Annotated in this window: 15 protein-coding genes and 1 pseudogene; 5 read left to right on the top strand and 11 right to left on the bottom strand. The window is 69.3% G+C overall.

The features are described 5' to 3' along the window. Nucleotides 1-26: 26 nt before the first annotated feature. The 3 genes from sucD to Q7T09_RS04120 all read right to left on the bottom strand — a co-directional run bounded on the left by sucD (nucleotide 27) and on the right by Q7T09_RS04120 (nucleotide 2,817). On the bottom strand, nucleotides 27-905 hold the full coding sequence (sucD, locus tag Q7T09_RS04130; RefSeq protein WP_304697875.1) for a succinate--CoA ligase subunit alpha: 879 nt from the start codon (nucleotides 903-905) through the stop codon (nucleotides 27-29). Then, nucleotides 905-2,104: an ADP-forming succinate--CoA ligase subunit beta gene (sucC, locus tag Q7T09_RS04125; protein ID WP_304697874.1), complete on the bottom strand. Its 1,200-nt coding sequence runs from the start codon at nucleotides 2,102-2,104 to the stop codon at nucleotides 905-907. Before sucC ends, sucD begins: the two co-directional genes overlap by 1 nt. A gap of 170 nt (nucleotides 2,105-2,274) precedes the next feature. Next, the gene (locus tag Q7T09_RS04120) at nucleotides 2,275-2,817 is read right to left on the bottom strand and encodes a DUF2306 domain-containing protein (protein WP_304697873.1); all 543 of its coding nucleotides are present in this window, start codon (nucleotides 2,815-2,817) and stop codon (nucleotides 2,275-2,277) included. A 99-nt stretch (nucleotides 2,818-2,916) separates the two neighbouring features. On the opposite strand from Q7T09_RS04120, the gene Q7T09_RS04115 reads away from it, so the two are divergent. Next, nucleotides 2,917-3,708 carry a LytTR family DNA-binding domain-containing protein gene (locus Q7T09_RS04115; protein WP_304697871.1) on the top strand — a complete coding sequence of 264 codons (792 nt, stop codon included), beginning with the start codon at nucleotides 2,917-2,919 and terminating at the stop codon, nucleotides 3,706-3,708. Here the strand turns inward: Q7T09_RS04115 and Q7T09_RS04110 are convergent. After that, the gene (locus Q7T09_RS04110; protein WP_304697870.1) at nucleotides 3,705-4,253 is read right to left on the bottom strand and encodes a GNAT family N-acetyltransferase; all 549 of its coding nucleotides are present in this window, start codon (nucleotides 4,251-4,253) and stop codon (nucleotides 3,705-3,707) included. The genes Q7T09_RS04115 and Q7T09_RS04110 overlap by 4 nt on opposite strands. Before the next feature lie 336 nt (nucleotides 4,254-4,589). On the opposite strand from Q7T09_RS04110, the gene Q7T09_RS04105 reads away from it, so the two are divergent. Continuing rightward, nucleotides 4,590-5,300: a lysozyme inhibitor LprI family protein gene (locus Q7T09_RS04105; protein WP_304697868.1), complete on the top strand. Its 711-nt coding sequence runs from the start codon at nucleotides 4,590-4,592 to the stop codon at nucleotides 5,298-5,300. Between the two features lie 8 nt (nucleotides 5,301-5,308). Here the strand turns inward: Q7T09_RS04105 and Q7T09_RS04100 are convergent, their stop codons facing one another. Next, the gene (locus Q7T09_RS04100) at nucleotides 5,309-6,298 is read right to left on the bottom strand and encodes a malate dehydrogenase (RefSeq protein WP_304697867.1); all 990 of its coding nucleotides are present in this window, start codon (nucleotides 6,296-6,298) and stop codon (nucleotides 5,309-5,311) included. Between the two features lie 140 nt (nucleotides 6,299-6,438). Here Q7T09_RS04100 and Q7T09_RS04095 point away from each other — a divergent pair, with 140 nt between their 5' ends. Then, nucleotides 6,439-6,858: an HIT domain-containing protein gene (locus Q7T09_RS04095; RefSeq protein WP_304697865.1), complete on the top strand. Its 420-nt coding sequence runs from the start codon at nucleotides 6,439-6,441 to the stop codon at nucleotides 6,856-6,858. A 19-nt stretch (nucleotides 6,859-6,877) separates the two neighbouring features. On the opposite strand, the gene Q7T09_RS04090 is transcribed toward Q7T09_RS04095, so the two are convergent. Together Q7T09_RS04090 and Q7T09_RS04085 are read right to left on the bottom strand one after the other, a co-directional pair. After that, on the bottom strand, nucleotides 6,878-7,657 hold the full coding sequence (locus Q7T09_RS04090) for a hypothetical protein (protein ID WP_304697864.1): 780 nt from the start codon (nucleotides 7,655-7,657) through the stop codon (nucleotides 6,878-6,880). Nucleotides 7,658-7,716: 59 nt separating this feature from the next. Continuing rightward, entirely contained in the window at nucleotides 7,717-8,568 is an 852-nt protein-coding gene (locus tag Q7T09_RS04085) for a CoA ester lyase (RefSeq protein ID WP_304697862.1), read from the bottom strand. 56 nt (nucleotides 8,569-8,624) lie between these two features. Here Q7T09_RS04085 and Q7T09_RS04080 point away from each other — a divergent pair, with 56 nt between their 5' ends. After that, nucleotides 8,625-9,008 carry a DUF2237 family protein gene (locus Q7T09_RS04080; protein WP_304697861.1) on the top strand — a complete coding sequence of 128 codons (384 nt, stop codon included), beginning with the start codon at nucleotides 8,625-8,627 and terminating at the stop codon, nucleotides 9,006-9,008. Between the two features lie 147 nt (nucleotides 9,009-9,155). Here the strand turns inward: Q7T09_RS04080 and thpR are convergent, their stop codons facing one another. After that, nucleotides 9,156-9,692 (bottom strand): RNA 2',3'-cyclic phosphodiesterase, encoded by a 537-nt coding sequence (gene thpR / locus Q7T09_RS04075; protein ID WP_304697859.1) that lies wholly within the window; start codon nucleotides 9,690-9,692, stop codon nucleotides 9,156-9,158. Nucleotides 9,693-9,834: 142 nt separating this feature from the next. Here thpR and Q7T09_RS04070 point away from each other — a divergent pair, with 142 nt between their 5' ends. Further along, nucleotides 9,835-10,578 carry a Bax inhibitor-1/YccA family protein gene (locus Q7T09_RS04070; protein ID WP_304697857.1) on the top strand — a complete coding sequence of 248 codons (744 nt, stop codon included), beginning with the start codon at nucleotides 9,835-9,837 and terminating at the stop codon, nucleotides 10,576-10,578. 78 nt (nucleotides 10,579-10,656) lie between these two features. Here Q7T09_RS04070 and Q7T09_RS04065 read toward each other — a convergent pair whose 3' ends face one another. The 3 genes and pseudogenes from Q7T09_RS04065 to Q7T09_RS04055 form a co-directional block, all read right to left on the bottom strand. Further along, nucleotides 10,657-10,992: a DUF2794 domain-containing protein gene (locus tag Q7T09_RS04065; RefSeq protein WP_304697855.1), complete on the bottom strand. Its 336-nt coding sequence runs from the start codon at nucleotides 10,990-10,992 to the stop codon at nucleotides 10,657-10,659. Nucleotides 10,993-11,334: 342 nt separating this feature from the next. Beyond that, nucleotides 11,335-12,027 (bottom strand): thioredoxin family protein, encoded by a 693-nt coding sequence (locus Q7T09_RS04060; RefSeq protein WP_304697853.1) that lies wholly within the window; start codon nucleotides 12,025-12,027, stop codon nucleotides 11,335-11,337. Nucleotides 12,028-12,118: 91 nt separating this feature from the next. Then, nucleotides 12,119-12,628, bottom strand: a pseudogene (locus Q7T09_RS04055) (aconitate hydratase); the annotation flags it as partial.

The raw sequence follows: 12,628 nt of genomic DNA, 5'->3' as shown, positions 1-12,628 counted from the left end.
CGGCCCCCACTTCGGCTGGAAGGGTCTTACGCCTTCTTAAGGACCTCAAGGAGGGTTTCGCCCAGCTTCGCCGGAGACGGCGACACGCGGATGCCCGCAGCCTCCATCGCGGCGATCTTGTCCTCGGCGCCGCCCTTGCCGCCGGAGATGATCGCGCCCGCGTGACCCATGCGCCGACCAGGCGGCGCGGTGCGTCCCGCGATGAACCCGACCATAGGCTTCTTGGTTGCTGAATTTTTAATGAATTCAGCCGCGTCTTCTTCCGCGGAGCCGCCGATTTCGCCGATCATGATGATCGATTCCGTCTCCGGATCCTTCAGGAACATGTCGAGGATATCGATGAACTCGGTGCCCTTCACGGGGTCGCCGCCGATACCCACGGCCGTGGTCTGGCCCAGGCCCACCTGGGTGGTCTGGAACACGGCTTCGTAGGTAAGCGTGCCCGAGCGCGAGACAACACCCACCGAGCCCTTCTTGAAGATATTGGCCGGCATGATGCCGATCTTGCAGGCGTCCGGGGTCAGGACGCCGGGGCAGTTGGGACCGATCAGCCTGGTTTTTGAGCCGACCAGAGCGCGCTTGACCTGCACCATGTCCAGCACCGGGATGCCCTCGGTGATGCAGATCACTAGGGGAACCCCCGCGTCGATGGCTTCCAGGATGGAGTCGGCGGCGAAGGCCGGCGGCACATAGATCACGCTGGCGTCGGCGCCGGTGGCCCGGACGGCCTCGTCGACGGTGTCGAAGACCGGCAGGCCGATGTGGGTGGAGCCGCCCTTGCCCGGGGTGACGCCGCCGACCATCTTGGTGCCAAACGCGATGGCCTGCTCGGAGTGGAAGGTGCCTTGCGCGCCCGTGAGGCCCTGGCAAATGACCTTGGTGTTCTTGCCGATGAGGATGGACATCAGGCGGCTCCCCGCACGGCGGCGACAATCTTCTCGGCGCCATCGGAGAGATCGTTGGCGGCGATGACGTTCAGGCCGCTCTCATTGATGATCTTCTTGCCCAGCTCGGCGTTGGTGCCCTCCAGGCGCACCACCAGGGGAACCGTCAGGCCCACCTGCTTGACCGCGGCCACCACGCCCTGAGCCAGGACGTCGCAACGGGCGATGCCGCCGAAGATGTTCACCAGGATGCCCTTCACGTTGGGGTCGGCCATGATGATCTTGAAGGCCGCCGTCACCTTGGCCTCGTCGGCGCCGCCGCCGACGTCGAGGAAGTTGGCGGGCTCGGCGCCGTAGAGCTTGATGATGTCCATGGTCGCCATGGCCAGGCCGGCCCCGTTGACCATGCAGCCGATCTCGCCGTCGAGCGCGATGTAGCTGAGGTCGTACTTGGAGGCCTCGATCTCCTTGGGGTCCTCCTCGCTCTCGTCGCGCAGGGCGACGATGTCGGGGTGGCGGTAGAGGGCGTTGCTATCGAAGGAGACCTTGGCGTCCAGGACGCGCAGCTGGTCGTCGGCGGTGACGATCAGCGGGTTGATCTCCAGCATGCTCATGTCCTTGGCCAGGAACGCCGTATAGAGCTGGCGCAGCAGCTTGCCGGCCTGCTTGGAGAGGTCGCCCTTCAGGCCGAGCGCCTTGGAGAGCTTCAGGCCGTGGTGGTTCCAGATGCCCGTCGCCGGGTCGATGGAGAAGGTGATGATTTTCTCAGGGGTGGAATGGGCCACCTCCTCGATGTCCATGCCGCCTTCGGTGGAGGCCACGACCGAGACCCGGCTGGTCTCGCGATCCACCAGCAGGGACAGGTAGAATTCCTTGGCGATCGCCGCGCCTTCCTCGATGTAGAGGCGGTTGACCTGCTTGCCCTTGGGACCCGTCTGATGGGTCACCAGCACCCGGCCGAGCATCTCGGCGGCGTTGGCGCGGACCTCATCGACGGACTTCACGACCCTGACCCCGCCCTTGGCGTCAGGCCCCAGGCCCTCGAAGCGGCCCTTGCCGCGGCCGCCGGCATGGATCTGGGATTTCACCACGAAGACCGGTCCGCCCAGGGTTTCGGCGGCCTTGACGGCCTCCTCCACGGTGAAGGCCGGATAACCACGCGGGACCGCCACGCCGAACTCGGAGAGGACGGCTTTGGCTTGATGCTCGTGTATATTCATGAGGTCGCGAAACGCGCTGTTTGGGCCCGCCCAGTGCGGCGAGAAGCCGGGGTATAAGCGCCGTTCCGGACCGTTGCAACCGCGCCACGGTCAGAAAAATACGCACGCGTCCAATTGCCCAAGCCCATGTTCCTCAAGGCGGAACGCCACGCCACGCCCCCGCCGTAGCGTCACCCGAAGAAGACGTTCCACATGGTGCGGCCGGGGATGAAGGCGATGAAGCCGTTGATCACCAGGCCGCCATAGAACAGGCCCATCATGAAGCGGCGGTGGTCCTTCACCTGGTGGCGGCGGGCGGCGATCACGGCGATGGGCAGGGCGATCAGGGTCCAGCCGGTGAACAGATGGATCAAGGACCAGTGGTCGCCGTTGATCCCGGTGATGAAGATCGAGGAGCCGGCCGCCAGCGACATGGCGGCGACCCACAGCCAGCCGGCGGCGCGGTGCAGGGCGACCCCCTTGCGCAGGGTCATCAGCATCGCCCCGATCAGCAGGGCGCCGAGCGCTCCGGCGATGTGCAGCTTGATCACCAGGGGCTGGGCGGCCAGCAGGGCGAGGTCGGGGCTGTGAAGACGGCCGCGGGCGGCGAGGCGCCCGATGGTCCCGGCGAAGGGGGCGAGCGCCGCCACCAGGCCGATGACCGCTGCCGGCAGCACGATCGCGCCCAGGCGCCGGACCCGACTGGGGCCCGAGATTTGCGAAACCAGCGACATCCTTTATCTCCGCATGCTGGGGGCCGCTTCGGCGCGGCCGCCTTCCTGTGACGCTGTGTGGAGACCGGGGCCCCCGATGCGCAAAGGCCGATGCGTCGAATGACAGATCGCCTGCGCCAATCGCGGCCCGCCGCGGCTCACGCTTCGCGGGTGGAGCCCCTGAGCTGGGCCGGGACACGGCGCACCCTGATCATGGCCGCCGGGGTGGGCGCCTTCCTGAGCTTCGTGGGCGCCTTCGGCAGCGAGCGTGTTCCCTTCATCCCACGCACCCTATTCATGGTCGCCGTGGGCCTGGCCGGGGCGGGCCTGGGCATGATCACCTTCCGGCTTGTCGGCCTCATTCCCCTCGCCCAGCGCGGCATGGCCACCCGGACGGTGCTGAGCGGAACCCTGATGACCCCGCTGATGGGCCTGCTGGTCTGGGGCGCGGTGTGGGCGGTCTCGGGCGACCGGGCGATGCTGCGCGAGCTTCCGCAGTTCATGGCCATCACCTGGGTGATGTGCCTGGTGATGAGCGGCCTGGCGATCTTCCTCTCCCATCGCCGCTCCGCCGCGCCGGCGCCGGCCCCGCCCGGCCCGGTGAAGTTCCTCGAGCGCCTGCCCCTGAAGCTGCGGGGGGCCGAGGTCTGGGCGGTGGAGGCGCAGGACCATTACCTGCGGCTGCACACCTCCAAGGGCCAGGACCTGATCCTGATGCGCCTGGCCGACGCGGTGGCCGAGTTGGAGGGGATCGAGGGCGCCCAGGTGCACCGCTCCTGGTGGGTGGCCCGCGACGCGGTGGCGAACGCCCGGCGCGGCGACGGGCGGGCGACCCTGACCCTGAAGGACGGATCGGAGGTCCCGGTCAGCCGCACCTATGCCCGGGTGATCCGCGAAGCCGGCTGGATCTAGCGGGAGGCCCGCCGCGCCATCCAGTCTTCCCGGCTCTGGCCCCAGACATCGACGGTGAGGTCCTCATAGGGGGCCGGCATCCGGGCCTGGCGCAGGATGGTCGACCCCAGGCGCCGGGCCACCGCCGCCGAGGCGGTGTTGGCCGGGTCGATGGTGTGCACCACCTCATGCCAGTCGAAATTGTCGAAGGCCCAGTCTGTGGCGGCGATGGCGCCCTCGGTGGCGTAGCCCCTGCCCCAGCGGTCGCGGACCACGCCCCAGCCCACCTCGGTTCCCGGCCATCCCTCGGGTTGCCAGGGCCCCAGCCGGCCGACCCAGTCGCCGGTGGCCTTCTCGATCACGCTGAACATCGAAAAGCCGCTGATGGTCCAGGCGCCGGTCACCGAGCAGAGGGCCCGCCAGACCACCGAAGGCGTCTGCAGCCCGCCGATATGCCGGGCGGCCTCCTCGTCGGCCATGAAGGCGCACCAGGGCGCGAAGTCCGCCGCGCAGGGCGGACGCAGGATCAGGCGGTCGGTTTCCAGGGTGGGGCCGATGGCGGTCATGGGCGCCTCCTTTGCGGAGCCCGACATACCGGCAGGCGGGCGAGCTTCGCAATGGCCGGTTCAGTCGCGGTTCAGGCGCCCGAGGCGGTGAGCGACCTCTATGACCAGCGGATCCAGGAGCTGGACGACGAGGTGTCCCTGGCGGCGGAGGATCGCTAAGGCCCTCCCCCCTGGGTTGAAGGACGTTCTATCCAGACGCGAAATTAACGGCGCCGTTCAGCCACAATTCAGGTTAACCCCAATATGGGTATCGGCGTCGGTTCGAGAGGGCGGGCGCACATCGGGGACAATCCGGGGCGACCGCGGCGGACCAAAGAATACGCCAGGACGTTCACCATGTTTTCCCCCCTTAGCCTCCTTCGCCAACGCGCGCCGGAGTTCCACGAAACCCCGATGATCTTCCGGCCGATCGAAGCCGAAACCGCCCACCCCCACCTACAGATCAATCCGGTCCACATCTCCGCGGCGGTCAGCGTGGCCTGCGTGATGGGCATGGGCCTCGGCCTCTGGCTGCGGGCCGATGTCGATCGCCGCGCCGCGGCCTCGGCCCTGCGCCAGGCCGCCCCCCGCCCGGTCGCCGCGGCGCCGGCGCCGCAGCAGGTCCGCATCGTGCTGGCCAAGCCCGAGGAGACGATCGCGCGCCCCACCAGCCTGATGGATGTCGGGGTCTCCCCCGCCGACCCCGCCGTCGCGGCGACCGGGGAGGTGATCGACGCCGCCTATGTCGAGGCGCCCAGCTTCGACTGCCGCACGGCCCGGACCCTGGCCGACCAGATGGTCTGTGTGGACCCGGCCCTGGCGCAGGCCGACCGGCGGATGGCCCAGGCCTATCGCGGCGCGATGTCCTCGGGGGTGGCCTATCCGGCCCTGGCCCGCGACCAGGCCCGCTGGCTTGCCGCCCGCGAAGCCGCCGCCAAGACCTCCCCCGAGGCCCTGGCCAGCCTGTACGAGGCGCGCATCGCCCAGCTGACGCCCAAGGAAAACCCCGCCCGGCCTGCGCCGAGCGGGGTCCTGGTCTCGGAAATCTCAGCCTCGCACGTGGGCTGAAACCCGGTTCAGCCAAGCATATCCTTCACGGTGTCACGTTCGCCCACCAGTTCCTCGTTGGTGAGCGCGATCTTGCTCTTGGCGAAGTCGTCCATCTCGTAGCTGGTGATCACCTCGTAGGCGCCCGGCGCGGTGGTCTTCACCGGCATCCCGGCCCAGACGCCTTGCGCGAAGCCGTAGCGGCCCTCGCTGTTGACGGCGGCGGAGTGGATGGCGCCGACCGTGTTCAGGTCGCGGACGTGGTCGATCAGGGCGTTGGCGGCCGAGGCGGCCGAGGACAGGCCGCGGGCTTCGATGATGGCCGCGCCGCGCTTGCCGACGGTGGGCAGGAACTCGGTCTTCAGCCAGGCTTCGTCGCCGATCACGGACGCGGCGTCCTTGCCGCCGATCTTGGCGTGGGTGAAGTCGGCGAACATGGTGGGGCTGTGGTTGCCGTAGATGAACAGGTCGCTGACCTCGTTGATCGAGACCCCGGCCTTCTTGGCCAGCTGGGCGCGGCCGCGATTCTCGTCCAGCCGCACCATGGCGGTGAAGCGGTCCTTCGGCAGGCGCTTGGCCTGGCTGGCGGCGATCATGACGTTGGTGTTGCAGGGATTGCCCACCACGGCGACGCGGGCGTTGTCGGCGGCGACGGCGTCGATGGCCTTGCCCTGGGCGATGAAGATCTTGCCGTTGTCCTTCAGCAGGTCGGCGCGCTCCATGCCGGGGCCGCGGGGCTTGGAGCCCACCAGCAGGGCCCAATTGACATCTTTAAACGCCACCTCGGCCTCGCCGGTCAGCACCATGTCGGCCAGCAGCGGGAAGGCGCAGTCCTCCAGCTCCATGGCCACGCCCTTGAGCGCCTTCTGCGGGCCTTCGACCGGGATTTCCAGCAGCTGCAGGATGACCGGCTGGTCCTTGCCGAACATCTCGCCCGAGGCGATGCGGAAGAGGAGGGCGTAGCCGATGTTGCCGGCCGCGCCGGTGACCGCCACGCGGATGGGGGTCTTGGTGGTCATGGAGCTGCTCCGATTGCTGTGGCGGGACGACAGGTACGCCAGGTCGGGGGTCCCCGTAGCTCAAACCACCGCCCTGCCGCAATGCCGCGCGCGGAGTTTAGGCCCTTTGCCGCGGCGCGGACGCGTGGTCATCCTGCGGCATGGATGAGATCGACCCCGCCTTCGTCGCCACCTCGCATGCGATCGGCGACCTTCCCCTGTGCCAGGTCCGCCTGCAGGACGACGCGCGCTATCCCTGGCTGGTGCTGATTCCCCGGGGCGAGCGCCTGCGGGAGCTGGAGGATCTGGCGGCGGGGGACCGGGCGGTGCTGATGGAGGAGATCGTCCGCGCGGGCCGGGCCCTGCAGGTGCTGGGGGAGGCGCTCGGCGTGCCGGTGGAGAAGCTGAACGTCGGGGCCCTGGGCAATGTGACGCCGCAGCTCCACGTCCATGTGGTGGGCCGCCGGCGGGACGATCCGGCCTGGCCGGGGCCGGTCTGGGGCTTCGGGACCGCCGAGCCCTATCCCGCCGATGTCGCGGCCTATGCGATCGAGACGGCGCGGCGGGCGCTGGGATTGTAGCGGCGCCGCCCAGGCCCCCTCAGTTCCGCCGCAGGGTGACCGAGCGGTGTTCGCCGCGCTCGTTGAGTTCGCCTGACCAGCCGCCGTCGTTTCCGGCGCTCAGCATGATGATCGAGGGCGCGGCGCCCGGCCTGGGGGTGAGGCGGATGGTGAGCTGGCCGCCGACCCGGCTGATGGAATCGATGAAGCCCGAGGCGTCGACCGCGCCGCGACGGCGCGGATCGCGCCAGGCGCCCTCCAGGCTGCCGCTGCCGGTGTCCACCAGCTGCAGGTCATAGAGTTCCGAACCCCCCGAACGCAGGGTCCAGGCCCCGTCCAGCGGCCCCTGCATCCCCTGGGCGGAGTTGAAGGACGAGCGCATGCGCGCCTCGTAGTTCAGGTCGGTGGCGGTGGGCGGGCCTTCCGGCGTCTTGCCGATCTCGTCGATATGGACCGGGGCGGTGAGCCGCGGACGGCGCGAGGCCGGGGGTGCGTAGGTCGGGGGTGCGTAGGTCGGGGGCGGGTTCACATAGGGCAGCGGCGCCTGGACCGGCGGCCGGTTGTAGACCGGCGGCGGGGTGTAGGCGGCCGGCGGCGGGGTGTAGGCGGCCGGCGGCGGCGTATAGACGGCGGGGGGCGGCGCGGTGCTCACCGGCGCCGAGCTCGAAGGCGGGGGCGAGGCCGGCGGGGTCTCGACCGCGGGAGCCTGGGCAGGCGGCTGGGCGACCGGCTCCGGGGGCGGCGGGGTCTGGGCCTGCTCCAGCAGGGCGCCGATGGGGTCGGCTTCCTGGGCGAAGGCCGGCGACGCGCTCAGCGCCACGGTCGCCAGGAGCGCCGCGACCCGTGCAATTCTCGATCCCCTGGGTTCCAAATCCTGCCTCACGCCGCGGCGATGGCCTCGGCCACAGCGATCAGACGCTGCGCCTGCGCCAGATGCAACCGCTCCACCATGCGTCCCTCGACGCGAAGCACGCCCTTAGCGGCGTTTTCCGGCGAATCGAAGGCCTCGACAATCATGCGCGCCCAACGGACCTCGTCCGGGGCCGGAGAAAAGGCCGCATTGGCCGCCTCGATCTGGCGCGGATGGATGAGCGTCTTGCCGTCGAAGCCGAACTCCGACCCTTGCGCGCACTGGCGGGCCAGGCCCTCGTCGTCGTCGATGCCGTTGAAGACGCCGTCCAGGATGGCCAGGCCGTGGGCGCGGGCGGCGGCGACGCTGAGGGACAGGGGGCCGGCCAGGGGCGCGCGCTCGACGGTGAGCCGGCAGCGCATCTCCTTGGCCAGGTCGTTGGTCCCGATGACCAGGGCCTCCAGGCGGCCCGGGCTGGCGGCGATGGCGTCCAGGGCGAAGAGGGCGGCGCAGGTCTCGATCATCACCCAAAGGCGGGTGTCGCCTTCGAGGCCCTTGTCATAGGCGGCGGCATCGGCCGGGCTGGAGACCTTGGGCGCCAGGATGGCGGCCGGCCGGACGGCGGCCGCGGCGGCCAGGTCGTCCGCGCCCCAGGGGGTGTCGAGGCCGTTCACGCGGATCACCACCTCACGGCGGCCGAAACCGCCGGCCGTCACCGCGGCGACGGCCTGGTCGCGGGCGAGGTCCTTGGCGTCGGGGGCGACGGCGTCCTCCAGGTCGAGGATCACCACGTCGCAGGCCAGGTCGCGGGCCTTTTCGATGGCCCGGGCGTTGGCGGCGGGCATGTAGAGGACGCTGCGGCGGGGCCGGGCGGCGATCACGGGCGGGCTCCGTTCTCAATTAGGCGGGGCCCCCTCTTACGAGCTAGGATGGGGCCATGACCATTCGATACGATGAGGATGCAAAAAACGTGCTGGGCGGGGAGCTGCTGAGCTGCTCGCTCGATCCCGTCACCGGCTTCTTCCGCAACGGCTGCTGCGAGACCGGCCCGCAGGACACCGGCATCCACACCGTCTGCGCGGTGATGACGGCCGAGTTCCTGGCCTATTCGAAGTCCATGGGCAACGACCTCTCCACCCCGGTTCCCGACTACGCCTTCCCGGGCCTGAAGCCCGGCGATCGCTGGTGCCTCTGCGCCCCGCGCTGGAAGGAGGCGCTGGACGCCGGCGCGGCCCCGCACCTGGTGCTGGAGGCGCCCCACGAGGAGACCCTGGCCATCGTCCCCCTGGGGATCCTCAAGGACTACGCGGTCAAGGCCTGAGGCTTGCTCTTTTCCTGCCCCGTTTACGGGGAAGGGGGACCGCCCGAAGGGTGGTGGAAGGGGCGGCGGAAAGCTCCGCGCCCGGTCTCGCCCCCTCCACCATGCTGCGCATGGTCCCCCTCCCCCGCTGCGCAGGGGAGGAAATTCTCACCGCAGCCTGTAGATCTGCTCGAGCTGATAGCGCGACCCGCCGCTGAGCAGCTTGCTGGAATAGAGTCCGAAGTGGCTGACCTGGAAGGGCGGCGACTTCAGCAGGGCGTTGGCCGCCAGCCAGGCGGCCACGTCGCCGGGATCGGGCCGCCGCAGATAGGCCAGGGTCACGTGGGGGCGGTAGGCGCGGCTGTCGGGGGTCAGACCGGCGCGGCGGGCGGCGGTCTCGCAGGCCTTGGACAGGCGGCGCAGGGCCGGGTTCTCGGCCACCCCGGCCCAGACGGCGTGCAGTTCCGGGCCCTCGCCGAAGGAGCCCACCCCCTCGAGCTGCAGGGTCAGGGGCTCGGCCGAGACCCGCTCCAGCTCCAGGTGCAGATCCTGCGCCATGTCCTCCCGCACGTCGCCGAAGAACCGCAGGGTGATGTGGAAGGCCTCCAGCGGCCGCCAGTTGGCGCCGGCCAGGCCGGCCTGGCGATGCTGCAGCCCCTCCCCCAGCTCGGGCGGGACGGCGACGGCGGCGAACAGGCGGATCATGGACCCAGCCTAAACCCCCTCCGGACCAGGGCAAGATCGCCTGACGCAATCGTAATCGGGCGCCCGCTTGCGCTTAAGGCCGCGGAACCCGATATTCGGTGGTGCGCCCACCTGGGGCGTTGCAACAAAGGGCTATGCTCAGATGAGCGACTTCAACCGCGGCGCTGCTCGCACGATCCCGGCGGATCGCGCCGACATGTCGGTGGACGCGGGACTTCGCAGCTTCATGCTCGGCGTCTACAACAAAGTGGCCGTGGGCCTCTTGGTGTCCGCCGGCCTGGCCTACCTGACGGGATCCTTCGCCCCGGTCCGCGATCTGATGTTCACCGTGGCCAACGGCCGCGTGGGCTATTCGATCCTGGGCATGGTGGTGGCCTTCGCCCCTCTGGCGGTCATCCTGTTCTCCTCCTTCACCAAGAACGTCACCCCCAAGGCGGCCGGCATCACCTATTGGGCGATCGTCAGCCTGATCGGCGCCTCCATGGGCGTGCTGGTCCTGCGCTATACCGGCGCCTCCATCGCCTCGACCTTCCTGCTGACGGCTACGGCCTTCGGCGCCCTGTCCCTGGTGGGCTACACCACCAAGAAGAACCTGACCGGCTTCGGCAGCTTCCTGATCATGGGTGCCTGGGGCCTGATCGGCGCCATGCTGATCAACATGTTCCTGCAGAACTCGGTGATGGCGCTGCTGATCAACGTCATCGGCCTGCTGATCTTCGCGGGTCTGACGGCCTATGACACCCAGCGCCTGAAGATGACCTATTACGAGCTGGGCGGGAACGAGTCGGCCATGAGCGTGGCCACCAACTTCGGCGCGCTCCAGCTGTACCTGGACTTCATCAACATGTTCCAGTTCCTGCTCGCCCTGTTCGGCAGCCGCCGCTAAGGCCCGACCAGGACCGATCTTCGAGAACCCCGGCGGGAAACCGCCGGGGTTTTTGTTTGCCCCCAATTCAAGCGGACCTCAGTCCACCACCTTGAAGCGGCCCTTGTCGAAGACCCGCAGCACCTGCTCCAGGTCGTGGCCGCGCTTGAGGATCACCCCGCCCTGGCCGATCACCGACCAGGCCCCCTGGCGCTGGGCCAGGGCCGGACGCTTCTCGATGCGATAGAGCGGCGCCTCGGTGGCCTTGCGGAACACCGAGAAGGAGCAGGCCTCTGCCTGGGCGTCGATGGCGTAGTCGCGCCATTCGCCGGCGGAGACCATGCGGCCATAGAGGTTGAGGATGCGCTGAAACTCGCGGCGCTCGAAGAAAACGCTCGCGGTCGAAGGGCTCTGGTGGGGCTGATCCAACGCCATGCGAGGGTGAGGTTAGACCCAATCTGCGCCATTCGACAAATGCCCCGCCGACCGGGCGGGCGTGTCCCGGCTGCAACGCCCCGGGCCATTCTAAAACAACCGTAACCTTGCGCCGTGAAAAGACCTTAATCCGGCCCACCCGCCGCCTGATGCGCCAGCGATAAAGTCACTGTCGGTTGGTCGGAACCTCGCTGGTCCCGGATCCTGAACAGCCCCCCCAGCCCCCCTGGATCGCGGGCTTCGGCCAGCCGACACCTAGCTCTCTCCAAGACTGAGCCCAAGACGAGCCCGCACGGTACCCCCCCTCCGCCGTGCGGGCTTCGTCATGTCTGAAGATCGAGTTCAGTCCCTGCGGACTGCAGCCAGCACACGACCACCATGGGCGGCCTGGACGATGACGGCCGTCGCCAGGCCCTCGGCGGGCGCCTGGGGCAGGCGGTAGGCGGTGGGACGGCCCCGCCAGGGGCCCAGGCGCTTGATCTGCACCACCACATTCCTGTGCGGCACGGTCTGGCCCCGGTTGTCGCCCTTGCGGACGGTCACGTCCTGCTCGCGCGGATCATAGCGGATCAGCCAGACCTCGGCCCCACCGCGCGGCGGGGTCCCGAAGCCGACATCCACCCGGCGCTGGCCGATGAAGGCCATGTCGGGCGCGCGGCGCGCGGCCTGGGCGGCGTCGGCTACCAGCTTGTCGATCTTGTCGGTCTGCAGGCCGCCCGCCTGGGCGCGGCCGTCGACCACCACCTGGGGGGTATAGGGTTCCCGCAGGTCCAGGCGGGCCACATAGGCCTTCTGGCGCTCGGCGAATTCGGGTTTGGCGAAGGTGTCGGCCCAGCCGAGATAGTCCCAGTAGTCGACGGGGAAGGTCAGGACGAGCACGCCGGGCTTGTCGGCCAGCTTGTCGACATAGGCGTTCGCCTCGCCGCAGGAGGCGCACCCCTGGGCGGTGTAGAGTTCGACCACCACCGGCGGCCTGGCCTGCGCGGCGAGCGGCAGGGCGGCGACCAGCAGACTGAAAAGCGCGACGTTTCGCATTGGCGCGCACTTAACCGGACTTCGTTGGTGGGGGGGTTTCAACAAGGTGTGACCAGGCGACGGGACTTGCCCGCCGCCTGGTCCAACAGCTCTAGGCCGCGGACTTCGCGAGGTTGCGGAGCACGTAGTTCAGCACGCCGCCGTTCTTGAAGTACTCAAGCTCGGTGGGGGTGTCGATCCGGCAGCGGACCGGGAAGCGGGCGATGCGGCCGTCCGACGGACGATACATCTCCACCGTCAGCTGACGGCGCGGGGAGAGCTCGGTCAGGCCACGGATGGTGACGATCTCTTCACCCGTCAGGTTCAGCTTCTGCCAGCCTTCCTGCAGGAACTGCAGGGGCAGGACGCCCATGCCCACCAGGTTCGAGCGGTGGATGCGCTCGAAGCTCTCGGCGATCACCGCGCGGACGCCCAGCAGCTTGGTGCCCTTGGCCGCCCAGTCGCGCGAGCTGCCCGAGCCGTACTCCTTGCCTGCGAAGACGATCGTCGGGGCACCCTCGGCGCGGTAGCGCTCGGCGGCGTCGTAGATCGCCAGCTCCTCGGCCTGGCCGGCTGAATTCGGCGCAGCGTGGTGCAGCGTCACTCCGCCCTCGGTGCCGGG

Origin of the sequence: Phenylobacterium sp., from assembly GCF_030645195.1 — a bacterium.
Classification (GTDB): domain Bacteria; phylum Pseudomonadota; class Alphaproteobacteria; order Caulobacterales; family Caulobacteraceae; genus Phenylobacterium.
Note: the sequence above shows the minus strand (reverse complement) of the source record. Positions and strands in the feature narration are given on the sequence as shown.

What these genes read in the sequence shown, in the direction of transcription:
- sucD (WP_304697875.1), bottom strand. Translation starts at nt 905, where the DNA reads ATGTCCATCCTCATCGGCAAGAACACCAAGGTCATTTGCCAGGGCCTC.
- sucC (WP_304697874.1), bottom strand. Translation starts at nt 2,104, where the DNA reads ATGAATATACACGAGCATCAAGCCAAAGCCGTCCTCTCCGAGTTCGGC.
- Q7T09_RS04120 (WP_304697873.1), bottom strand. Translation starts at nt 2,817, where the DNA reads ATGTCGCTGGTTTCGCAAATCTCGGGCCCCAGTCGGGTCCGGCGCCTG.
- Q7T09_RS04115 (WP_304697871.1), top strand. Translation starts at nt 2,917, where the DNA reads ATGACAGATCGCCTGCGCCAATCGCGGCCCGCCGCGGCTCACGCTTCG.
- Q7T09_RS04110 (WP_304697870.1), bottom strand. Translation starts at nt 4,253, where the DNA reads ATGACCGCCATCGGCCCCACCCTGGAAACCGACCGCCTGATCCTGCGT.
- Q7T09_RS04105 (WP_304697868.1), top strand. Translation starts at nt 4,590, where the DNA reads ATGTTTTCCCCCCTTAGCCTCCTTCGCCAACGCGCGCCGGAGTTCCAC.
- Q7T09_RS04100 (WP_304697867.1), bottom strand. Translation starts at nt 6,298, where the DNA reads ATGACCACCAAGACCCCCATCCGCGTGGCGGTCACCGGCGCGGCCGGC.
- Q7T09_RS04095 (WP_304697865.1), top strand. Translation starts at nt 6,439, where the DNA reads ATGGATGAGATCGACCCCGCCTTCGTCGCCACCTCGCATGCGATCGGC.
- Q7T09_RS04080 (WP_304697861.1), top strand. Translation starts at nt 8,625, where the DNA reads ATGACCATTCGATACGATGAGGATGCAAAAAACGTGCTGGGCGGGGAG.
- thpR (WP_304697859.1), bottom strand. Translation starts at nt 9,692, where the DNA reads ATGATCCGCCTGTTCGCCGCCGTCGCCGTCCCGCCCGAGCTGGGGGAG.
- Q7T09_RS04070 (WP_304697857.1), top strand. Translation starts at nt 9,835, where the DNA reads ATGAGCGACTTCAACCGCGGCGCTGCTCGCACGATCCCGGCGGATCGC.
- Q7T09_RS04065 (WP_304697855.1), bottom strand. Translation starts at nt 10,992, where the DNA reads ATGGCGTTGGATCAGCCCCACCAGAGCCCTTCGACCGCGAGCGTTTTC.
- Q7T09_RS04060 (WP_304697853.1), bottom strand. Translation starts at nt 12,027, where the DNA reads ATGCGAAACGTCGCGCTTTTCAGTCTGCTGGTCGCCGCCCTGCCGCTC.